Below are 18,534 nucleotides of genomic sequence, written 5' to 3'. Positions count from 1 at the left end.
TTTATAGATAGTATAAAAACGGTTATAAGTAGTAAAGGAGAGGCTAAAAACATGGTTGTTGAAGGAGAATGGGACCCAGTGCCATCTAAAAGGACACCTGATTTCCCAATTAAAGAAATACCACCCATTGTGGGAAAGATATCACGCTTAATTGGTGTGGGTTTCATTATATTGATTATTTTTTCAGTAATGTTCGGTTCTATTTTTGTTTCTGTGGGAGCCGGCGAGGTTGGTGTGAAATTCAACCAGTTCGGTGGTGTGGAAGAAGGGGAACTCGGAGAAGGACTGCATATAGTACCACCCTGGGTCAGTGTAACCAAATACTCGGTCAGAAGTGAAACATACACCATGAGCGGGGTAGAGGATGAAAGAATGACAGCGGGGGAGGATCAAATAAAAGCCCTCACTGCAGAAGGACTTACTGTAGGACTGGATATTACTGTAAGGTACAGGCTGATACCTGATGAGGTCAGCACCGTTCACCAGACCCTGGGAACTAACTATGCAGAGAAGATCATACGCCCAACAATAAGATCATCCATACGTGAAGTCGTGTCCACCAAGACTGCTCTGGAAGTATATGGAGAGCAAAGGGAGGCAGTGGCCGGGGAGATGCTTACCAACATAGCAACAGCTTTGCAAAAAGATGGTATAGTTGTGGAGGAAGTACTGGTAAGGAACGTTGTGCTGCCAACCAGAGTTGCTGAAGCAATTGAAGCTAAGCTTCAGGCTGATCAGGAAGCACAGAGGATGATATTTGTCAAGCAAAAGGAACAGCTTGAGGCTGAAAGGAAGATCATTGAGGCCAACGGTGTTGCAAACGCAACCATTGCCGAGGCACTTGGTGAAGCTGAAGCACTCAGGATCATCAACGAACAGCTGGCAAAGAATCCCAACCTCATAAACTACAAGTACATACAGATGTTGCAAGGACAGGAAATACAGACGATGATCGTCCCCACAGACCAGGGGATAATACTGGATGCCAGCAAATAAACATCAGGAGAAAACGGACTGAATGACAGAAATTCCAAAGGACCACCCCCGATATGAATCCCTTATCACAAGGGAGAAGATTGTAGAAGGAGTAAATATAGGAGTCACCAGTAAGCAGGGACTGGTTGCCCAGGGACGTGGCGAAGCCTTTGACTATATAATAGGAGAAAAGACAACTGAATCAGCAGCCATTGCCGAAAGAGCAGCTGTTGCACACATGCTTCTTGCAGATAATCCCATAATATCCGTGAATGGGAACACTGCAGCTCTTGTGCCTGACCTGATGGTATCCCTTGCCGATGTTCTGGGCGCAAGACTGGAAGTGAACCTTTTCCACAGGAGCGATGCAAGGGTGCATAAGATTGCAGAACATCTGAAGGCACACGGTGCTGGTGTGGTCCTTGGCGGCAAGGGCGACAAGAGGCTTGACCTTTCACACGACAGGGCAATCGTTGATGAAGAAGGTATTTTCACTGCAGACGTTGTGCTGGTGCCCCTTGAAGACGGAGACCGCTGCAAGAAGCTTGTGGAAATGGGAAAGACCGTTATTGCAATTGACCTGAATCCCCTTTCCAGGACATCACTGACTGCCACCATAACCATTGTAGATAACGTTACAAGGGCACTTAGCAACATGGTGCAGTTCACAAAGGACATGAAAGGCGGAAGCAAAGACTCCCTTCAGGCTGTTATTGATGCCTATGATAATGACAGGGTCATATCGGATGCCCTCTACACTATGAGAGAGAATCTGAAGAACAAAGCTGAAGAAAGGGGTATCACATGGATCTGATAGAAACCACGCGACAGTTCGTTGCAAAAGTACTGGCAGGTGAACCAAGTACCCATGACATGTCACATATCGAGCGTGTGGAGAACACCTGCATAAGGATACATGAAAAAGAAGGTGGTGACCTTCAGGTCCTTCGTCTTGCAGCCCTTTTGCATGATGTGGGAATTGTAAAGGAACATGAAGAAGGTGGGAATCATGCGCAGTACAGCGCAGAGATTGCACGTGAGTTCCTTAATGACAACGGAGCAGAGGCAGAACTCATCGACCATGTGGCATCATGTATCCTCAGCCACCGTTTCAGCCGGGGGATGCAGGCACAGACCATCGAGGCTAAGATCCTGCAGGATGCCGACAGGATAGATGCACTTGGAGCTGTTGGAATTTTCCGCTCCCTGGTATCGATGGGTGCGTTAAGGACACTGAAACAGACCATCGGGACTGTGAAGGAGACTTCCATGAACGCTTACACGGAAGACCCGTTCGATGGCTTTTATGAGTATATGGAGAAGAAACCTTTCAAAATAAAGGACAGGCTCAATACAGAGACAGCAAAGGAGATTGCAGACCAGAGACTTACGATAATGCAGACGTATCTGGAGCAACTAAAGGAAGAAACAACACAGGAGAGAGATAATGGCTGATATGATAATCAAAAATGCTTATATCCTCACAATGGACCCCTCTGTCGGAGACATAGAGAATGGGGCGGTGGTCATTGAGAACGGAAAGATAAAGGAGATAGGCACATCCACAAAATGCAGTGCCGAGAAAGTAATCGATGCTAAAGGATCAGTCCTTATGCCAGGGCTGGTAAACACTCACTGTCATGCAGGTATGACCATCTTCAGAGGCTATGCTGATGACATGCAATTGCAGGACTGGCTTGAGAACCACATCTGGCCAGCCGAAGCAAAACTTACGGACGAGGATATTTATGCGGGCACAAGGCTTGCATGCCTTGAGATGATACGTTCCGGTACCATCGCTTTTGCGGATATGTACATCCATGAGAACAGGGTTGCTCAGGCTGTAGACAAAGCAGGTATCCGTGCAGCACTTTCCTACGGCATGATTGATTTTGGCGATAAGGAAAAAGCAGATAAGGAGCTGAAAGAAGGTAGTGCTTTTGTCAAAGAATGGAACGGGAAAGCCGATGGCAGGATTGATACAATGTACGGGCCACATGCACCTAACACATGTTCCAGAGATTTCCTGATAAGAGTTAAAGAGCATGCGGTCAGGGATAATGTCAAGATACACATTCATGTCCTTGAGACCGAAGCAGAACTCAACTATATGAAGGAGAACTTCGGCATGTGTTCCATACACTTCCTCAAGGGTATCGATTTCTGGGGACCTGACGTACTTGCAGCGCATTGCGTATGGCTTTCCGACGGCGACATAAAGATACTTGCAGAATATGGTGTCAATATCTCCCATAATCCGGTCAGCAATATGAAACTTGCATCGGGAATCTGCCCGGTATCCAAACTCCTGGACGCTGGAGCTAATGTATGTATTGGAACTGACGGATGCGCTTCCAACAACAACCTTGACATGTTCGAGGAAATGAGAACCGCAGCACTTTTACAAAAGGTCAGCACAATGGATCCAACTGTACTTCCTGCACGCACGGTACTGGCGATGGCAACTGTCAATGGTGCGAAGGCGCTTGGCATTAAAAGCGGTATGCTGAAGGAAGGATATAACGCCGATATGATCATAGTTGATATGAACAAAGCTCACCTGACACCAGTCTATGATGTTGCATCACACCTTGTGTATGCTGCCAGCGGCAAGGATGTGAAGACCACCATCGTGAACGGTAAGGTCCTCATGGAAGATGGAAAGGTCCTGTCAATGGATGAGCAGGAAGTAATAGACGCTGCAATTAAAAGGTCAAAAGACCTTATATCGAAGATTAACAGTTGATTAGTTTGTTAATTGACATTTATCTGGAATAATACTGGAGAATTTAGATGAGTGATACTGAAATGATAGAATCCGGCAACATGAAGATCGGCTGGGTTCGCAACCATATGCCTGTTCTCAATATCATCAGGGAACAGTTCGAGAAAGAAAAACCTCTTGCAGGCCACAAGATAGGCATGGCTTTACACGTAGAGGCAAAGACTGCCGCCCTGGTGGAAACACTGGCTATCGGTGGAGCAGAGGTAGTTATCACAGGATGTAATCCGTTAAGCACACAGGACGACGTTGCTCTTGCCCTTCACGGAAAAAAGAACATCCAGTGCTTCGCAAAGTATGACTGCTGCAACGAAGAGTATTATGAAGCCATTGACAAGGTCCTTGACTTTAAGCCTGACATCACCATAGATGACGGTGCAGACCTTATTTTTAAGCTTCACACAGAACGCACTGACCTTTTACCGCTTATCCTTGGTGGCTGTGAGGAAACAACAACAGGCATTCACAGGCTCAAAGCCATGGAACGTGATGGTGCACTGAAGATGCCGGTAATTGCAGTCAATGATGCAATGACAAAATTCCTTTTTGATAACCGCTATGGTACCGGCCAGTCGGCATGGGATGGCATAATGAGAACAACTAACCTCCTTGTGGCAGGTAAGAATGTTGTCATTGGCGGATACGGCTGGTGTGGCAAAGGCACTGCGATGCGTGCAAAAGGACTTGGTGCAAACGTAATTGTTACCGAGATAGACCCTATAAGGGCGCTTGAAGCACGTATGGACGGAAACCAGGTCATGCCAATGAAAGAAGCTGCAAAGATAGGAGACATTTTCCTCACAACCACAGGTAACAGGGATATTCTGAACAGAGAAGACTTTGAGGTTATCAAGGATGGTGCCATACTTGCAAACGCAGGACACTTTAACGTAGAGATCAACCTTGAGGATCTTAAGTCCATGGCAAGTTCTGTAAAGACTGTAAGGAATAACATCAAGGAATACAAACTCAAGGACAGGCGTGTCTATGTGCTTGCAGACGGAAGGCTTGTGAACCTTGCAGCAGGTGACGGCCATCCTGCAGAGGTCATGGATATGAGCTTTGCAAACCAGGCACTTTGCGTAAGGTACATCGCGGAGAACAAGCTAAGCAACGGAGTACATGCAGTACCTCATGAACTGGACATGGGAATTGCAGAGATGAAACTCATGTCCATGGGCATAACCATTGACAAACTGTCAGATGAACAGACAGCATATATGAATGACTGGGAATCAGGGACTTAAGTCCCTTTTTTTATTAAATGAACGGATTTTATGGTTGCTACACCGAAAATATCGCTTTAAATAGAAGGATACAGATTTGCGAGTGGAGATAACTGCACATACTTTGTAAAAAGTAGAAATTATCACATATAAACTTTCTGCTTTTGATTAAATTAAAGGCACATTAATAAAAAACATATAAGTATTAGTAGGTTATTGTTAATTATAGCAGTCCCGACATAAAGGGGGACACATAAACTATATATACCATAACTGCTTTTATCCCCCGCTACACCGAAGTCGATGAACGTGAAGCAGCCTCAGCAAATCCACCCAACAAATTGGGCTCGTAGCTCAGTCAGGCAGAGCGTCTGGCTTTTAACCAGACGGCCTAGGGTTCAAATCCCTACGAGCCCGCCATCACTTTGCACAAGAGTGTTCACGTTCACATTTTTGAGGGAGGAGTAATCAATTGAGAAAATTTAGCCTGCTTGACCATCAGTTAATCCCGAAACATGAGATTATGTTGGAAGATGAACTTAAATCTGTTTTAAAGCAATATGTAATTGAGAAGGAACAACTACCCAAGATAAAGGTTGTTGATCCGGTCATACAGGAAATCGGGGCGCAGGTGGGAGACGTTGTTAGGATCACTCGTAACAGCCAGACCGCAGGCGAAGCATTTTACTATCGACTTGTTATCGCTTGAAGAAGCGAATTTCATATTATAATCCATATTGCATGGCTTTTTTACAATAATATAAATCACAATCACACAAAGAAGGTGCTATCATAGCGTTAACCAAAGGACAGATCCCACGTTCGTTTTTCACGAAAGATAAGATCGTACAGCATCACATCGATTCATATAATAAGTTTTTGGAGACAGGGCTGCAAAAGATCATCGATGAGCAGAAGATCATAGAAACCGACCTCGAAGACACATACATAAAACTAGGTACTATCCGCGTAGAGAACCCGGTTGTAAAAGAAGCAGACGGAGCTATTGAGAACCTGTATCCTAACGAAGCAAGACTCAGGAACCTCTCCTATTCAGCACCCCTATACCTGCAGATGAGTGTTGTGGAAAACGATGAGGAAAAGGAGCCACAGGAAGCGAAGATAGGCCAGCTTCCGGTGATGATCAAATCCAATATATGCAACCTCATTGATCTTACGGAGGACGAGATGGTCAAATTCGGTGAAGATCCACTTGACCCGGGAGGATATTTCATTGTAAACGGAACCGAGCGTGTGGTCATGACCCTGGAAGACCTCGCACCGAATAAGATACTCACGGAATTAGGTGAAAGATATGGAGACACCATAGAAGTGTCCAAAGTATTCTCACAGAGAAGAGGATACAGAGCCCTTGTTGTTGTAGAAAGAGGCAGGAAATCCCTTCTGGAAGTATCTTTCCCTTCCATTTCAGGACGTATCAATTTCACAACACTCATGAGATCACTTGGTGTTGAGACTGATGAAGAGCTTGTAAAGGCAGTATCCACTGATCCGGAGATTATGAAGTTTATGTTCGAAAACCTCGAAGAGGCAGAGGTTGACAACATCGAAGATGCTATGGAAAAGATAGGTTCAAGGGTTGCATCGGGACAGGCAAGAGACTACCAGATAAAACGTGCCAACTACGTTATTGACAGATATCTTTTACCACACCTTGGGAACGAGCCTACTGACAGGGCTGCAAAGGCAAATTTCCTTGGAAGAATGGCAGAATCCTGTTTCGAGCTTGCACTTGGAAGACGTAACCAGGATGATAAAGACCACTACTCTAACAAAAGACTCAAACTCACTGGGGACCTTATGGAAGACCTGTTCAGAGTCGCATTTAACAGACTCTCAAGGGACATAAAGTATCAGCTTGAAAGAGCAAATATGAGAAACCGCGAGCTCAATGTCATCACACTTGTAAGAGCAGACGTACTGACAGACAGACTACAGCATCCCCTTGCAACCGGTAACTGGGTAGGAGGCAGGACTGGTGTATCACAACTGCTGGACAGGACAGACTACATCTCAACACTCTCACACCTCAGACGTGTAATATCTCCTCTATCAAGGGCACAACCTCACTTTGAGGCCCGTGACCTGCACCCAACACAGTGGGGCAGGCTTTGTCCTTCGGAAACCCCCGAAGGTCCAAATTGTGGCCTTGTGAAGAACTTTGCGCAAATGGTAGAGCTTTCAACAGGCACTGAAGAAGATAAAAAGATAAAGAGCAACCTCTATGACCTTGGTGTTGTAAAGGTGGTCCTTAACTCATCCCTGAAAGCGCTTCCTGAGTATGATGAAGAGCTTGATGATTTCATGGAAGATCTGGAAGTGAGACACATAGCAGACGAGGATAAACCAGAACCAATCGGATACACGAACTATTCAGATTCATTAGATGACATGGGAGGACTTCTCGATGAATGAAGCTAAAGTTTTCCTTAACGGAGAACTCGTAGGAACCCATACAGACCCGGTAGAACTGATTGAAAATGTCAGGGAACAACGCAGGTCAGGAATTATTTCAAATCAGGTCAATGTCACTTATTACGAAGATATACATGAAATACTAATCAACACAGATATGGGTCGTGCAAGAAGACCGCTAATAATTGTGACGAATGGTGAAGCACGTGTATCAGTAGAAGAGGAGGGACTGCTTGCAGAAGGCAAGATGTCTTACTCTGAAATGACAAAGGCAGGAAAAATAGAGTACCTCGATTCCGAAGAAGAGGAGAATGCATTCATAGCGCTTTACAGGGATCACATCACTGGCAAGCACACACATATGGAAATCAACCCGGGACTTATGTTAGGTATCTGTACGGGAATGGTACCATACCCTGAACACAATGCTTCCCCGCGTAACACAATGGGTGCAGCGATGGTTAAGCAGTGTATAGGTGTTTCAACATCTAACATCAAGCTCAGGCCAGATACCCGTGCACATGTTTTACACTACCCGCAAAAGGCAATGGTCAGGACACAAACCTGCGAGTCGATCCACTTTGACGACAGGCCGGCAGGACAGAACTTTGTAGTAGCTGTCATGTCCTACGAAGGACACAATATTGAAGATGCTCTGGTCTTTAACAAAGGTTCCATCGAAAGAGGTCTTGGAAGAAGTCATTTCCTCAGGACATTCGAAGGGGAAGAGAGACGTTACCCCGGCGGACAGGAAGACAAGTTTGAAATACCTGACTCCGAGTTCAGAGGCGCTCGCAGTCCTGAATCCTATGCGAATCTTGATATTGATGGTCTTGTGAATCCTGAGACGATCGTCGGTCCGAATGATGTACTTATCGGAAAGACCAGTCCGCCACGTTTCCTTGAAGAACAGTCCGATTTTGGAATCACTGTTGAGCAGCGCAGGGAAAGTGCAATTACCATGCGTTCCAATGAGAAAGGAGTAGTAGATACTGTAATTCTTACCGAATCAATTAACGGAACACGTCTTGCAAAAGTGAAGATAAGGGACCAGAGAATCCCCGAAATTGGTGATAAGTTCGCATCAAGGCACGGACAGAAAGGAGTTATCGGCCTTATAGTACCTTTTGCAGACATGCCATTTACAGAGATGGGACTTGTACCTGACCTTGTGATCAACCCACACGCCATCCCTTCACGTATGACAGTAGGTCACGTGCTTGAGATGATTGGTGGCAAAGTAGGATCGATGGAAGGAAGAAGGATCAATGCAACTGCATTCTCCGGAGAGAACGAAGATGACCTGCGTGCAGGATTGAAAGCTCAGGGATTTGCACATACCGGCAAGGAAGTGTTCTCTGACGGCGTAACCGGCAAGAAGATCCAGGCAGACGTGTTTGTCGGAGTTATCCTTTACCAGAAACTGCATCACATGGTAGCATCCAAGATACACGCCAGGTCACGCGGGCCGGTACAGGTGCTTACAAGACAGCCAACAGAAGGTCGTGCCCGTGAAGGAGGTCTGCGTTTCGGAGAAATGGAGCGTGATGTGCTTATCGGACACGGTGCTGCAATGACCCTGAAAGAAAGATTGCTTGATGAATCAGACAAGGTAACGGAACTGGTCTGCGGACACTGCGGAATGATTGCAACTTTTGATAGGAAGAGAAACATAAGGTACTGCGCGAACTGTGGTGCTGAGACTGACATCCACCCTGTGGACATGAGTTACGCATTCAAACTGCTGCTTGATGAAATCAAATCCCTTGGTGTGGCTCCAAGACTACAACTTGAGGATGCTGTATAAGGGGTGATATTTAAATGAACGATATTCCATCTATTCCAAAAAGGGTCGGCGCCATTAAATTCGGTCTGCTCTCTCCTCGCGAAGTAAGGAAGATGAGTGTGACCGCCATTATAACCGCCGATACTTATGATGACGACGGTTATCCTATTGATATGGGTCTTATGGACCTGCGTCTGGGAGTAATTGATCCCGGGCTGAAATGTAAGACCTGCGGAAGCCGTGCAGGAGAGTGTCCGGGACACTTCGGACATATAGACCTTGTTGCCCCCGTCATACATGTAGGCTTTAACAAGACCATACGTAAAGCTTTACGTTCAATCTGCCGCAATTGCAGCAGACTGCTCCTTGATTCCGAGAAGAAGAAGAATTTCCTTGCACAATTGGAAACTTCAAAGGAAATGGGACATCTTCCAGACGATATTATCAATGAGGTTTTTAAAGAAGCGCGTAAGTCAAAAACCTGCCCTTACTGTTCAACTGAGCAGCTTGAGATCAAGTTCGAAAAGCCCAGCGATTACGTAGAGGACGGACACAAGCTCACACCAACTGAAATACGAGACCGCTTTGAGAACATACCTGATGAGGATGTGAAAGTCATTGGAATGGACCCTTCTAGCGCAAGACCTGAATGGATGATCCTTACAGTCCTCCCGGTCCCACCAGTAACTGTAAGACCTTCAATAACCCTTGAATCCGGCCAGCGCAGTGAAGATGACCTGACGCACAAACTTGTAGATATCATCAGGATCAACCAGAGATTCCAGGAGAACAGGGATGCTGGTGCTCCACAACTCATTATAGAAGACCTGTGGGAACTGCTCCAGTACCATGTCACAACTTTCTTTGATAATGAAGTTTCAGGCGTACCACCTGCAAGACACAGATCGGGGAGGCCACTGAAGACCCTCACTCAACGTCTTAAGGGAAAGGAAGGAAGGTTCAGAGGAAGTCTGTCCGGTAAGCGTGTGAACTTCTCAGCCCGTACGGTTGTATCTCCAGACCCTAACCTCAGCATCAACGAGGTAGGAGTACCTTACGCAATTGCCACACAGATGACAATACCCGAAAGAGTAACATCCAGAAACATCGGGCTTCTCCGCATGTATGTGCTTCGCGGCAGTGGAGTACACCCCGGTGCTAACTATGTCATACGTGAGGATGGAAGGCGTATTAGAGTATCTGAGATAAACAAGGAAGAACTCGCTGAAAAGATAGAGCTTGGCTGGACAGTTGAAAGGCAGCTTATGGACGGAGACGTGGTTCTGTTCAACAGGCAGCCGTCTCTGCACAAGATGAGTATAATGGCTCACTTGGTCAAGGTCCTGCCTGACAAGACATTCAGGCTGAATCCCGCAGTATGTCCGCCATATAACGCTGACTTTGACGGTGATGAAATGAACATGCACGTTCTGCAGACCGAAGAATCCAGGGCCGAAGCCAGTATCCTCATGCAAGTGCAGGAAAACATCCTGTCGCCTCGTTTCGGAGGACCTATCATTGGTGGTATACATGACCACATCTCAGGATTGTTCTTGCTAACAAGGAACGAGAACGCAATCACCAAGAATGCAGCTCTTGAACTGCTCAGGAAATCAGATATAAGGGTCCTTCCTGAACCTTCCAGCTACTCCGAAGATGGAGAGCCACTCTGGAACGGAAAGCAGATCTTCAGTCAGATCCTTCCAAAAGGACTTTACCTTGAGTTCCCTGCACAGGTATGCTTCAAATGTGATACCTGTAAGAAAAAGGACTGCGAATATAATGCATACGTCGTCATTGAAGACGGAGAGATGTTACAGGGTACCATTGACGAACAGGCCATTGGTGCTTTCAAGGGCAAGATCCTTGATAAGATCGTGAAGGAATTTGGTTCTGAGGCCGGTGCAAAGTTCGTGGACGACTTTACAAGGCTTGCCATCCGTGGTGTGATGAAGACCGGACTTAGTTTCGGTATCAGTGATGAAGACATACCCAAAACTGCAAAAATGCAGATCAATAATCTCCTTAATGATGCAGAAGAGAAAGTCAAGACCCTTATTGAAGCTTATGAGGCAAAAGAACTGGAAGCATTGCCAGGACGTACTCTTGAAGAAACCATCGAAATGAAGATTATGCAGGAACTCGGTAAGGCCAGGGACCAGACCGGTAACATTGCAGGTAAACAGCTTGGTCTTGAGAACTCTGCGGTTATAATGGCGAAGTCTGGTGCCAGAGGTTCAATGCTTAACCTTACCCAGATGGCTGCTTGTGTCGGACAACAGGCTGTTCGTGGTGAAAGGATAAGGAGAGGATATGCAGGAAGGACACTCCCACACTTTGACAAGGGTGACCTTGGTGCAGATGCCCACGGATTCGTAAAAGCAAGCTATAAGAGCGGATTGAATCCGACGGAATATTTCTTCCACGCAATTGGTGGTCGTGAAGGTCTTGTGGACACTGCAGTCCGTACTTCACAATCAGGTTACCTGCAGAGAAGACTTGTAAACGCTTTGCAGGATCTTGAGGTCCAATATGACGGATCTGTACGTGAAACTCGTGGTGTTGTCGTCCAGTTCAAGTACGGAGAGGATGGTATTGACTCAACAAAGAGCGACTACAGCAAACCTGAGGCAATACACAGGATTGTCCGAATGGTCACTGGTAAGGAGGTGAACTAAATGACGATCAGTGAAGCTACTATTGATTCAATGATCTCTCAGCTTGATCTGCCTAAGAACATCATGAAAACACTGAAAGACGATGTTATGAAGGTAGGCGTTACAAAGAAAGAGCTGGAAGATATTATCGATCGTGTCAGGAACAGCTATGCATATGCATGCGTAGAGCCCTGTGAAGCAGTAGGTGTTGTTTCAGCACAATCCATTGGTGAACCTGGCACCCAGATGACCATGCGTACCTTCCACTACGCTGGTGTCGCTGAAATTAACGTTACGTTGGGTCTACCACGTCTCATCGAGATAGTGGATGCAAGGAAACAGCCAAGTACACCAATGATGACTATCGCACTGGAAGAGGAATATGCAAACGACAGAGACAAGGCACGCAGGCTTGCATGGGAAATAGAAGCAACTCACATCGAACACCTTGCAGACATCACCACTGACCTTGCAAACATGCATCTGATCATTGACCTCCACGAGAAAACACTGATGCAGAGAGGGCTTAAAGTCGATGATATTGCAGACAAGCTTCGTGAAGAACTTGATGTCATGGTCAATGTATCAGGCAGTATTGCAAATCAGGTAATTGTGACCCCAAACTCACCCTCTTATCGTGAACTTCTCCAGCTTGCAAAAAACATTCACTTCATAACCCTGAAAGGTATTGAAGGAATCAAGAGAGTCGTTATCAGAAAGGACGGGGACGAATATACCCTTTATACAGAAGGTTCACAGCTTAAGGAAGTACTTCAGATAGAAGGAGTTGATATCACAAGGACCTATACCAACAACATTGGAGAAATATACGATGTGTTTGGGGTTGAAGCTGCAAGGAATGCTATCATTACAGAAGCTACCAGCACACTTTCAGAACAGGGCCTTACTGTAGATATCAGGCACATTATGCTTGTATCTGACATCATGTGCTGTGACGGAGAAGTAAAACAGATCGGCAGGCATGGTATATCTGGTGAGAAAGCCAGTGTATTTGCCCGTGCAGCATTCGAAGTTACTGTGAATCACCTGCTTGATGCCGGTATGCGCGGAGATCGTGACGAACTCAACGGTGTTACCGAGAACATCATTGTAGGACAACCTATTAAACTGGGAACAGGAGACGTACATCTAATTACCAGATGAACGTTTCGTTATAAGATATATAAAGAACAACCAGAAAGTAGATATACGGAATCACTTATTAATACAATTCTCAAACTGACGTTATAAATGAGTTGATATAAATGGATATTAACATTGACAAAGCACTGATCAAAGTGATCAGAACCGGAAAGGTGATCATTGGATCTAACAGGACTATTGATGCTGCCATGAACAATGAAGCAAAAATGGTCGTACTCGCTGCAAATTGCCCTGCGGATGTAAGAGCCAAGATCGAAAGCACAAACGTACCGATACTCAACTACCCTGGCACAGGAGTAGAACTTGGACCAGCCTGTGGAAAACCATTCATTATTGCTGCAATGGCCATCATTGACAGCGGAGAATCTGACATCCTGGCTGCCGCTTAAAGGAGTTGCGATATTTGGGCGAGATCAAATTATCCACTGAAGGTATCCGATATATCGCATTATTTGAAAAACTTACAGGTGCCACGGTCAAAGATTGTATAGTCGATGACGGCAGAATAATATATGTGATAAAGGCAGGCGACATGGGCGCTGCTATAGGAAAGAAAGGAGACCACATCAATCGTATGAAGAAAACAGTGGATAAACAGATTGATCTTGTTGAATACTCGGACGAACCAGTTGTTTTTATAAAGAACGCATTCAGTCCGGTACCTGTCAAATCAGTGAACATCACAAGCAGAAATGATAAGCGATTGGCTTATGTAGAAGTATCTAATAAGGACAAAGGTCTTGCCATTGGACGTAATGGAAAAAATATTGAAAAAGTCAAGCTTGTCGCAAAGAGACATCATGATATTGATGATGTCATACTGCAGTGATTATTCTAATAATATCATACTCATCAAAGACATAAATTGGAGGATATAATATGCCAAATGGGAAATATGCAGCTCACACACTTAAAAGCATGCGAAAGGATGCTAGGTGGAAAGACTCCCGCTATAACAGGCGCACACTTGGACTTGACGTAAAGGCAGATCCACTTGGTGGTGCACCTCAGGGAAGAGGTATTGTGCTTGAGAAAGTAGGAGTAGAGGCTAAGCAGCCAAACTCAGCGATCCGGAAATGTGTCAGAATACAGTTGATCAAGAACGGACGTCAGGTGTCAGCATTCTGCCCTGGTGACGGTGCTATCAACTTTATTGACGAGCACGACGAAGTTACAGTCGAAAGAATAGGTGGCCGCATGGGTGGTGCAATGGGTGACATTCCCGGAGTACGTTTCAAGGTCATCGCTGTAAACAATGTATCTTTAAGAGAGATGGTCATTGGCCGAAAAGAGAAACCTAGGAGATAAATTCAGATGTACAAGCTATATGGTAAATGGGATCTCACAGAAGTAGAGGTCACAGATCAGGGACTTAAAAGGTATGTTAACCTTGACCCGGTAATCATCCCACACACAAACGGAAAGCATGCAAAACAACAGTTCAACAAATCAGATGTCTGTATAGTTGAGCGTCTTGTCAACAACCTGATGCGTACAAAAAATAACACAGGCAAGAAACAGAACGCTATGAGAGTTGTTTCTGAAGCTTTAGATATCATCAACACAAAGACCAAGAAGAACCCTGTGCAGGTACTTGTAGAAGCTATCTCTTACGCAGGCCCAAGGGAAGAAGTGGTCAGACTAAAGTACGGCGGAATATCCGTACCAAAAGCAGTAGATACTGCTCCACAAAGACGTGTCGACAGCGCACTCAGATTCATCACAATGGGTGCAAACAAGGCTGCGTTCAAATCCAAGAGAAGTGCAGCAGATTGCCTTGCTGCAGAAATTATTGCAGCTTCAAACCGCGATGCAAAATGCTTCTCCATCAACAGGAAGGATGCAAAGGAAAGAGTCGCAAAGGCAGCACGTTAACACTGTGCCTATTATTTAGTTAATCAGGATAAGGTAATTAATATGGGTAGAAGGAAGAAGATGGTCGAGCAGGTCACAGAGCTCATGAATGATCCAAAGATGATCCGTAACATAGGCATTGTGGCACACATCGATCACGGAAAAACTACATTGTCAGACAACCTTCTTGCTGGCGCAGGCATGATCTCAAAGGAACTTGCAGGTCGCCAGCTTTTTATGGACTCTGACGAGGAAGAACAGGCAAGAGGTATTACTATCGATGCATCAAACGTTTCAATGGTGCACGAATATGAAGGCTTAAGCTACCTCATAAACCTCATTGACACACCTGGCCACGTAGACTTTGGTGGCGACGTTACACGTGCAATGCGCGCAGTTGACGGAGCAGTAGTAGTTATTGACGCAGTAGAAGGCACCATGCCACAGACTGAGACCGTTCTCAGGCAGGCACTGAAGGAACATGTCAAACCGGTTCTGTTCATCAACAAGGTAGACCGTCTTATCAATGAGCTGCAAGTCGATGCACAAGAGATGCAGATAAGGCTTGGAAAGCTCATCGATCACGTAAACAAGCTCATCAAAGGTATGAATGAGGAACGCTATAAAGCAGGATGGAGAGTCGATGCCGCAAACGGTACGGTCGCATTCGGTTCAGCTTTGTACAACTGGGCCATCAGTGTACCAATGATGAAGAAGACCGGAGTAACCTTTGGCGAGGTATATAATTACTGCCGTGAAGGCGATATGAAGTCACTTGCAGAAAAGTGCCCTCTTCATGAAGCTGTGAACGACATGGTAATCAAGTACCTCCCAAGCCCCATTGAAGCTCAGAGTGACAGGGTATCTGTCATCTGGCACGGTGACAAGACGTCAGAGATCGCAAAGTCAATGGCAGAGGCAGACGATGAGGGACATCTTGCATTCATGGTAACTGATATTTCAATGGACCCACATGCAGGAGAAGTTGCAACCGGAAGGTTATTCAGCGGAGCGCTTACCCGTGGTATGGAAGTATATGTAAGTGGTGCTTCAAAGAAGAACAGGATCCAGCAGGTAGGTATCTTCATGGGTCCTGAGAGGATCGAAGTGGAGAGAATCCCTGCAGGTAACATCGCAGCAGTCACTGGTATTAAAGATGCTATGGTAGGTTCAACTGTAACTACACTTGACGGAATGGCACCATTTGAGAGCATAAAACACGGCAGTGAGCCTGTTGTAACAGTAGCTGTCGAGGCAAAACACATGAAAGACCTTCCAAAACTTGTAGAGGTTCTCAGACAGGTAGCAAAGGAAGACCCCACACTGTGTATTACACTCGATGAAGAGACTGGTGAACACCTTATGGCAGGTATGGGCGAACTTCACCTTGAGGTCATTGCTCACAGGATCCAACGTGACAAGGGTGTAGAGATCACAACCACACCACCTCTTGTAGTTTACCGTGAGACCATCCGCGGCAAGGCAGGACCTGTTGAAGGTAAGTCCCCAAACAGACACAACAGGTTCTATGTTGAAGTCCAGCCTCTTGAGCAAAGTGTCAGAGACCTGATCAGAAACGGCGAAATCTCAATGAGAATGCCTGAAATTGAACGCAGGGAAAAGCTCATGGAAGCCGGACTGGACAAAGATGAAGCAAAAGGTATTGTTGACATTTTCGAGAGCAATATATACATCGATATGACAAAAGGTATCCAGCACCTTAACGAAACCATGGAACTTATCCTTGAGGGATTCGAAGAGGTAATGAAGGCAGGACCTCTTTCAAGAGAACCATGCATGGGTGTCAAGGTAAAGCTCATGGATGCAAAATTACATGAGGATGCTGTCCACAGAGGACCAGCACAGGTAATACCTGCATCAAGGCAGGGTATCCAGGCAGCAATGCTCATGGCAGATGACACACTTCTGGAACCATACCAGAAAGTATTCATCCAGGTTCCACAGGATCAGATGGGAGGCGCGACAAAAGAGATTCAGGGTCGCCGGGGAATCATCATCAACATGACGGCTGAAGGTGACATGACCATCATCGAATCCAAGGCACCGGTATCCGAATTGTTCGGATTTGCAGGAGATATCAGGTCTGCTACAGAAGGCCGCGCAATGTGGAGCACTGAATTTGCAGGCTTTGATACACTTCCAACCAATATGACAAGCGAAGTTGTATGCTCTATCAGAGAAAGGAAGGGACTGAAGAAGGAACTTCCACAGGCATCCGATTTCCTCAGCATGTAAATAGTGTTTTGTAGCTTAAAGCTACAAAATACCTATTTTCGTCAGAAAGGTTTAAACGTAAAAACAACTATTAGGTCAAATCATATTGAGATTAGCATTATATAAGGAGTAATTAAAATGGCAGCTGACAAACCACACATGAACTTGGCAGTTATCGGTCACATTGACCACGGCAAGTCAACCCTTGTCGGAAGATTGATGTTCGACACAGGAGCAGTACCTGCTCACATGATCGAAAAATACAAAGCAGAGGCAAAAGAGAAAGGTAAGGAATCTTTCGCATTCGCATGGGTCATGGACTCACTCAAGGAAGAGCGTGAAAGGGGTATCACCATCGATATCGCCCACAGAAGATTCGACACCGACAAGTTCTACTTTACAGTTGTGGACTGTCCCGGTCACCGTGACTTCGTTAAGAACATGATCACAGGTGCATCCCAGGCTGACGCAGCTATCCTTGTCGTCGCTGCACCTGATGGGGTAATGGACCAGACAAAGGAACACGTATTCCTTTCAAGAACTCTTGGTATCAACCAGCTCATCATTGCTGTAAACAAGATGGATGCAACAAATTACAGCGAAGAGAGATACAATCAGGTTAAGAAAGATGTAAGCCAGCTCCTTGGCATGGTAGGATTCAAGGCAGCAGAAATCCCATTCATCCCAACCTCAGCATTTGAGGGCGACAACATGAAGGGACCAAGCAAGAACACACCATGGTACACAGGCCCATCTATTCTTGAAGCACTCAACCTCCTTGTCCAGCCAGATAAACCAGATACACTTCCACTCAGGATCCCTGTACAGGATGCATATACCATCTCAGGTATCGGAACTGTACCAGTAGGCAGGGTTGAGACAGGCGTCATGAAGAAGGGTCAGAGTGTAACCTTTAACCCAAGCGGCGTTAGCGGCGAAGTAAAGTCAATCGAAATGCACCATGAAGAAATCCTTCAGGCAGTCCCTGGTGACAACATTGGATGGAACGTACGTGGTGTAGGAAAGAACGATGTCCGCAGAGGAGATGTCTGTGGCCCATCTGACAAACCACCATCGGTAGCAGAAGAGTTCACTGGACAGATTGTAGTACTGCAGCACCCATCCGCCATCACAGTCGGATACACACCTGTATTCCACTGCCACACAACCCAGACTGCATGTACCCTCATGTCCATTGACAAGAAGCTTGATCCAAAGACAGGCCAGACAAAAGAAGAGAACCCAACCTTCATAAAGGCTGGAGATGCAGCAATCGTAACCATAAGACCAACAAGGCCAATGGTAATCGAACCAGTAAAGGAAATCCCACAGCTCGGTAGGTTCGCTATCCGTGATATGGGTATGACCATTGCTGCCGGCATGTGCATTAGTGTCAAACAGAAGTAAGACACTCTTACT

Annotated in this window: 16 protein-coding genes and 1 tRNA gene; all 17 read left to right on the top strand. The window is 45.8% G+C overall.

The features are described 5' to 3' along the window. Nucleotides 1-51 precede the first annotated feature (51 nt). The 17 genes from BB781_RS08790 to tuf all read left to right on the top strand — a co-directional run bounded on the left by BB781_RS08790 (nucleotide 52) and on the right by tuf (nucleotide 18,522). Nucleotides 52-996 carry a prohibitin family protein gene (locus BB781_RS08790; protein WP_094228124.1) on the top strand — a complete coding sequence of 315 codons (945 nt, stop codon included), beginning with the start codon at nucleotides 52-54 and terminating at the stop codon, nucleotides 994-996. Between the two features lie 22 nt (nucleotides 997-1,018). After that, a complete protein-coding gene (locus BB781_RS08785; protein WP_094228123.1) occupies nucleotides 1,019-1,789 on the top strand; it encodes a 4-phosphopantoate--beta-alanine ligase in 771 nt (256 codons plus the stop codon). After that, nucleotides 1,780-2,430, top strand: coding sequence for an HD domain-containing protein (locus BB781_RS08780; protein ID WP_094228122.1), 651 nt, complete (start codon nucleotides 1,780-1,782; stop codon nucleotides 2,428-2,430). Before BB781_RS08785 ends, BB781_RS08780 begins: the two co-directional genes overlap by 10 nt. After that, complete coding sequence (locus tag BB781_RS08775; protein WP_094228121.1) at nucleotides 2,423-3,721, top strand: amidohydrolase family protein; 1,299 nt, start codon at nucleotides 2,423-2,425, stop codon at nucleotides 3,719-3,721. The genes BB781_RS08780 and BB781_RS08775 overlap by 8 nt, the downstream gene beginning before the upstream one ends. Before the next feature lie 47 nt (nucleotides 3,722-3,768). Further along, entirely contained in the window at nucleotides 3,769-5,004 is a 1,236-nt protein-coding gene (locus tag BB781_RS08770; RefSeq protein WP_094228120.1) for an adenosylhomocysteinase, read from the top strand. Between the two features lie 322 nt (nucleotides 5,005-5,326). Then, nucleotides 5,327-5,403: transfer RNA gene (locus BB781_RS08765), tRNA-Lys, on the top strand. 52 nt (nucleotides 5,404-5,455) lie between these two features. After that, nucleotides 5,456-5,692 carry a DNA-directed RNA polymerase subunit H gene (locus BB781_RS08760; protein ID WP_094228119.1) on the top strand — a complete coding sequence of 79 codons (237 nt, stop codon included), beginning with the start codon at nucleotides 5,456-5,458 and terminating at the stop codon, nucleotides 5,690-5,692. 104 nt (nucleotides 5,693-5,796) lie between these two features. After that, complete coding sequence (locus BB781_RS08755) at nucleotides 5,797-7,419, top strand: DNA-directed RNA polymerase subunit B'' (protein ID WP_094228118.1); 1,623 nt, start codon at nucleotides 5,797-5,799, stop codon at nucleotides 7,417-7,419. Beyond that, a complete protein-coding gene (gene rpoB, locus BB781_RS08750; protein WP_094228117.1) occupies nucleotides 7,412-9,226 on the top strand; it encodes a DNA-directed RNA polymerase subunit B in 1,815 nt (604 codons plus the stop codon). Before BB781_RS08755 ends, rpoB begins: the two co-directional genes overlap by 8 nt. A gap of 14 nt (nucleotides 9,227-9,240) precedes the next feature. Beyond that, nucleotides 9,241-11,883 (top strand): DNA-directed RNA polymerase subunit A', encoded by a 2,643-nt coding sequence (locus BB781_RS08745; RefSeq protein WP_094228116.1) that lies wholly within the window; start codon nucleotides 9,241-9,243, stop codon nucleotides 11,881-11,883. Then, nucleotides 11,884-13,026: a DNA-directed RNA polymerase subunit A'' gene (rpoA2, locus tag BB781_RS08740; protein WP_094228115.1), complete on the top strand. Its 1,143-nt coding sequence runs from the start codon at nucleotides 11,884-11,886 to the stop codon at nucleotides 13,024-13,026. It begins immediately after the preceding gene. Between the two features lie 101 nt (nucleotides 13,027-13,127). Beyond that, entirely contained in the window at nucleotides 13,128-13,415 is a 288-nt protein-coding gene (locus BB781_RS08735) for a 50S ribosomal protein L30e (protein ID WP_094228114.1), read from the top strand. 14 nt (nucleotides 13,416-13,429) lie between these two features. Then, nucleotides 13,430-13,855: a NusA-like transcription termination signal-binding factor gene (locus BB781_RS08730; RefSeq protein WP_094228113.1), complete on the top strand. Its 426-nt coding sequence runs from the start codon at nucleotides 13,430-13,432 to the stop codon at nucleotides 13,853-13,855. A 50-nt stretch (nucleotides 13,856-13,905) separates the two neighbouring features. After that, nucleotides 13,906-14,334 (top strand): 30S ribosomal protein S12, encoded by a 429-nt coding sequence (locus BB781_RS08725; RefSeq protein ID WP_094228112.1) that lies wholly within the window; start codon nucleotides 13,906-13,908, stop codon nucleotides 14,332-14,334. A gap of 6 nt (nucleotides 14,335-14,340) precedes the next feature. Continuing rightward, nucleotides 14,341-14,901: a 30S ribosomal protein S7 gene (locus BB781_RS08720; RefSeq protein WP_094228111.1), complete on the top strand. Its 561-nt coding sequence runs from the start codon at nucleotides 14,341-14,343 to the stop codon at nucleotides 14,899-14,901. Nucleotides 14,902-14,943: 42 nt separating this feature from the next. Beyond that, nucleotides 14,944-17,136: an elongation factor EF-2 gene (locus BB781_RS08715; RefSeq protein ID WP_094228110.1), complete on the top strand. Its 2,193-nt coding sequence runs from the start codon at nucleotides 14,944-14,946 to the stop codon at nucleotides 17,134-17,136. Between the two features lie 117 nt (nucleotides 17,137-17,253). Beyond that, a complete protein-coding gene (gene tuf / locus BB781_RS08710) occupies nucleotides 17,254-18,522 on the top strand; it encodes a translation elongation factor EF-1 subunit alpha (RefSeq protein ID WP_094228109.1) in 1,269 nt (422 codons plus the stop codon). The last annotated feature ends 12 nt before the right edge of the window (nucleotides 18,523-18,534 follow it).

Origin of the sequence: Methanolobus psychrotolerans (assembly GCF_002243045.1) — an archaeon.
GTDB classification, from domain to species: domain Archaea; phylum Halobacteriota; class Methanosarcinia; order Methanosarcinales; family Methanosarcinaceae; genus Methanolobus; species Methanolobus psychrotolerans.
This window is presented reverse-complemented; position numbering and strand designations above follow the sequence as displayed.

Excerpts from the sequence above, each read along its gene's own strand:
- BB781_RS08790 (WP_094228124.1), top strand. The coding sequence starts at position 52 with ATGGTTGTTGAAGGAGAATGGGACCCAGTGCCATCTAAAAGGACACCT.
- BB781_RS08785 (WP_094228123.1), top strand. The coding sequence starts at position 1,019 with ATGACAGAAATTCCAAAGGACCACCCCCGATATGAATCCCTTATCACA.
- BB781_RS08780 (WP_094228122.1), top strand. The coding sequence starts at position 1,780 with ATGGATCTGATAGAAACCACGCGACAGTTCGTTGCAAAAGTACTGGCA.
- BB781_RS08775 (WP_094228121.1), top strand. The coding sequence starts at position 2,423 with ATGGCTGATATGATAATCAAAAATGCTTATATCCTCACAATGGACCCC.
- BB781_RS08770 (WP_094228120.1), top strand. The coding sequence starts at position 3,769 with ATGAGTGATACTGAAATGATAGAATCCGGCAACATGAAGATCGGCTGG.
- rpoB (WP_094228117.1), top strand. The coding sequence starts at position 7,412 with ATGAATGAAGCTAAAGTTTTCCTTAACGGAGAACTCGTAGGAACCCAT.
- BB781_RS08745 (WP_094228116.1), top strand. The coding sequence starts at position 9,241 with ATGAACGATATTCCATCTATTCCAAAAAGGGTCGGCGCCATTAAATTC.
- rpoA2 (WP_094228115.1), top strand. The coding sequence starts at position 11,884 with ATGACGATCAGTGAAGCTACTATTGATTCAATGATCTCTCAGCTTGAT.
- BB781_RS08735 (WP_094228114.1), top strand. The coding sequence starts at position 13,128 with ATGGATATTAACATTGACAAAGCACTGATCAAAGTGATCAGAACCGGA.
- BB781_RS08725 (WP_094228112.1), top strand. The coding sequence starts at position 13,906 with ATGCCAAATGGGAAATATGCAGCTCACACACTTAAAAGCATGCGAAAG.
- BB781_RS08720 (WP_094228111.1), top strand. The coding sequence starts at position 14,341 with ATGTACAAGCTATATGGTAAATGGGATCTCACAGAAGTAGAGGTCACA.
- BB781_RS08715 (WP_094228110.1), top strand. The coding sequence starts at position 14,944 with ATGGGTAGAAGGAAGAAGATGGTCGAGCAGGTCACAGAGCTCATGAAT.
- tuf (WP_094228109.1), top strand. The coding sequence starts at position 17,254 with ATGGCAGCTGACAAACCACACATGAACTTGGCAGTTATCGGTCACATT.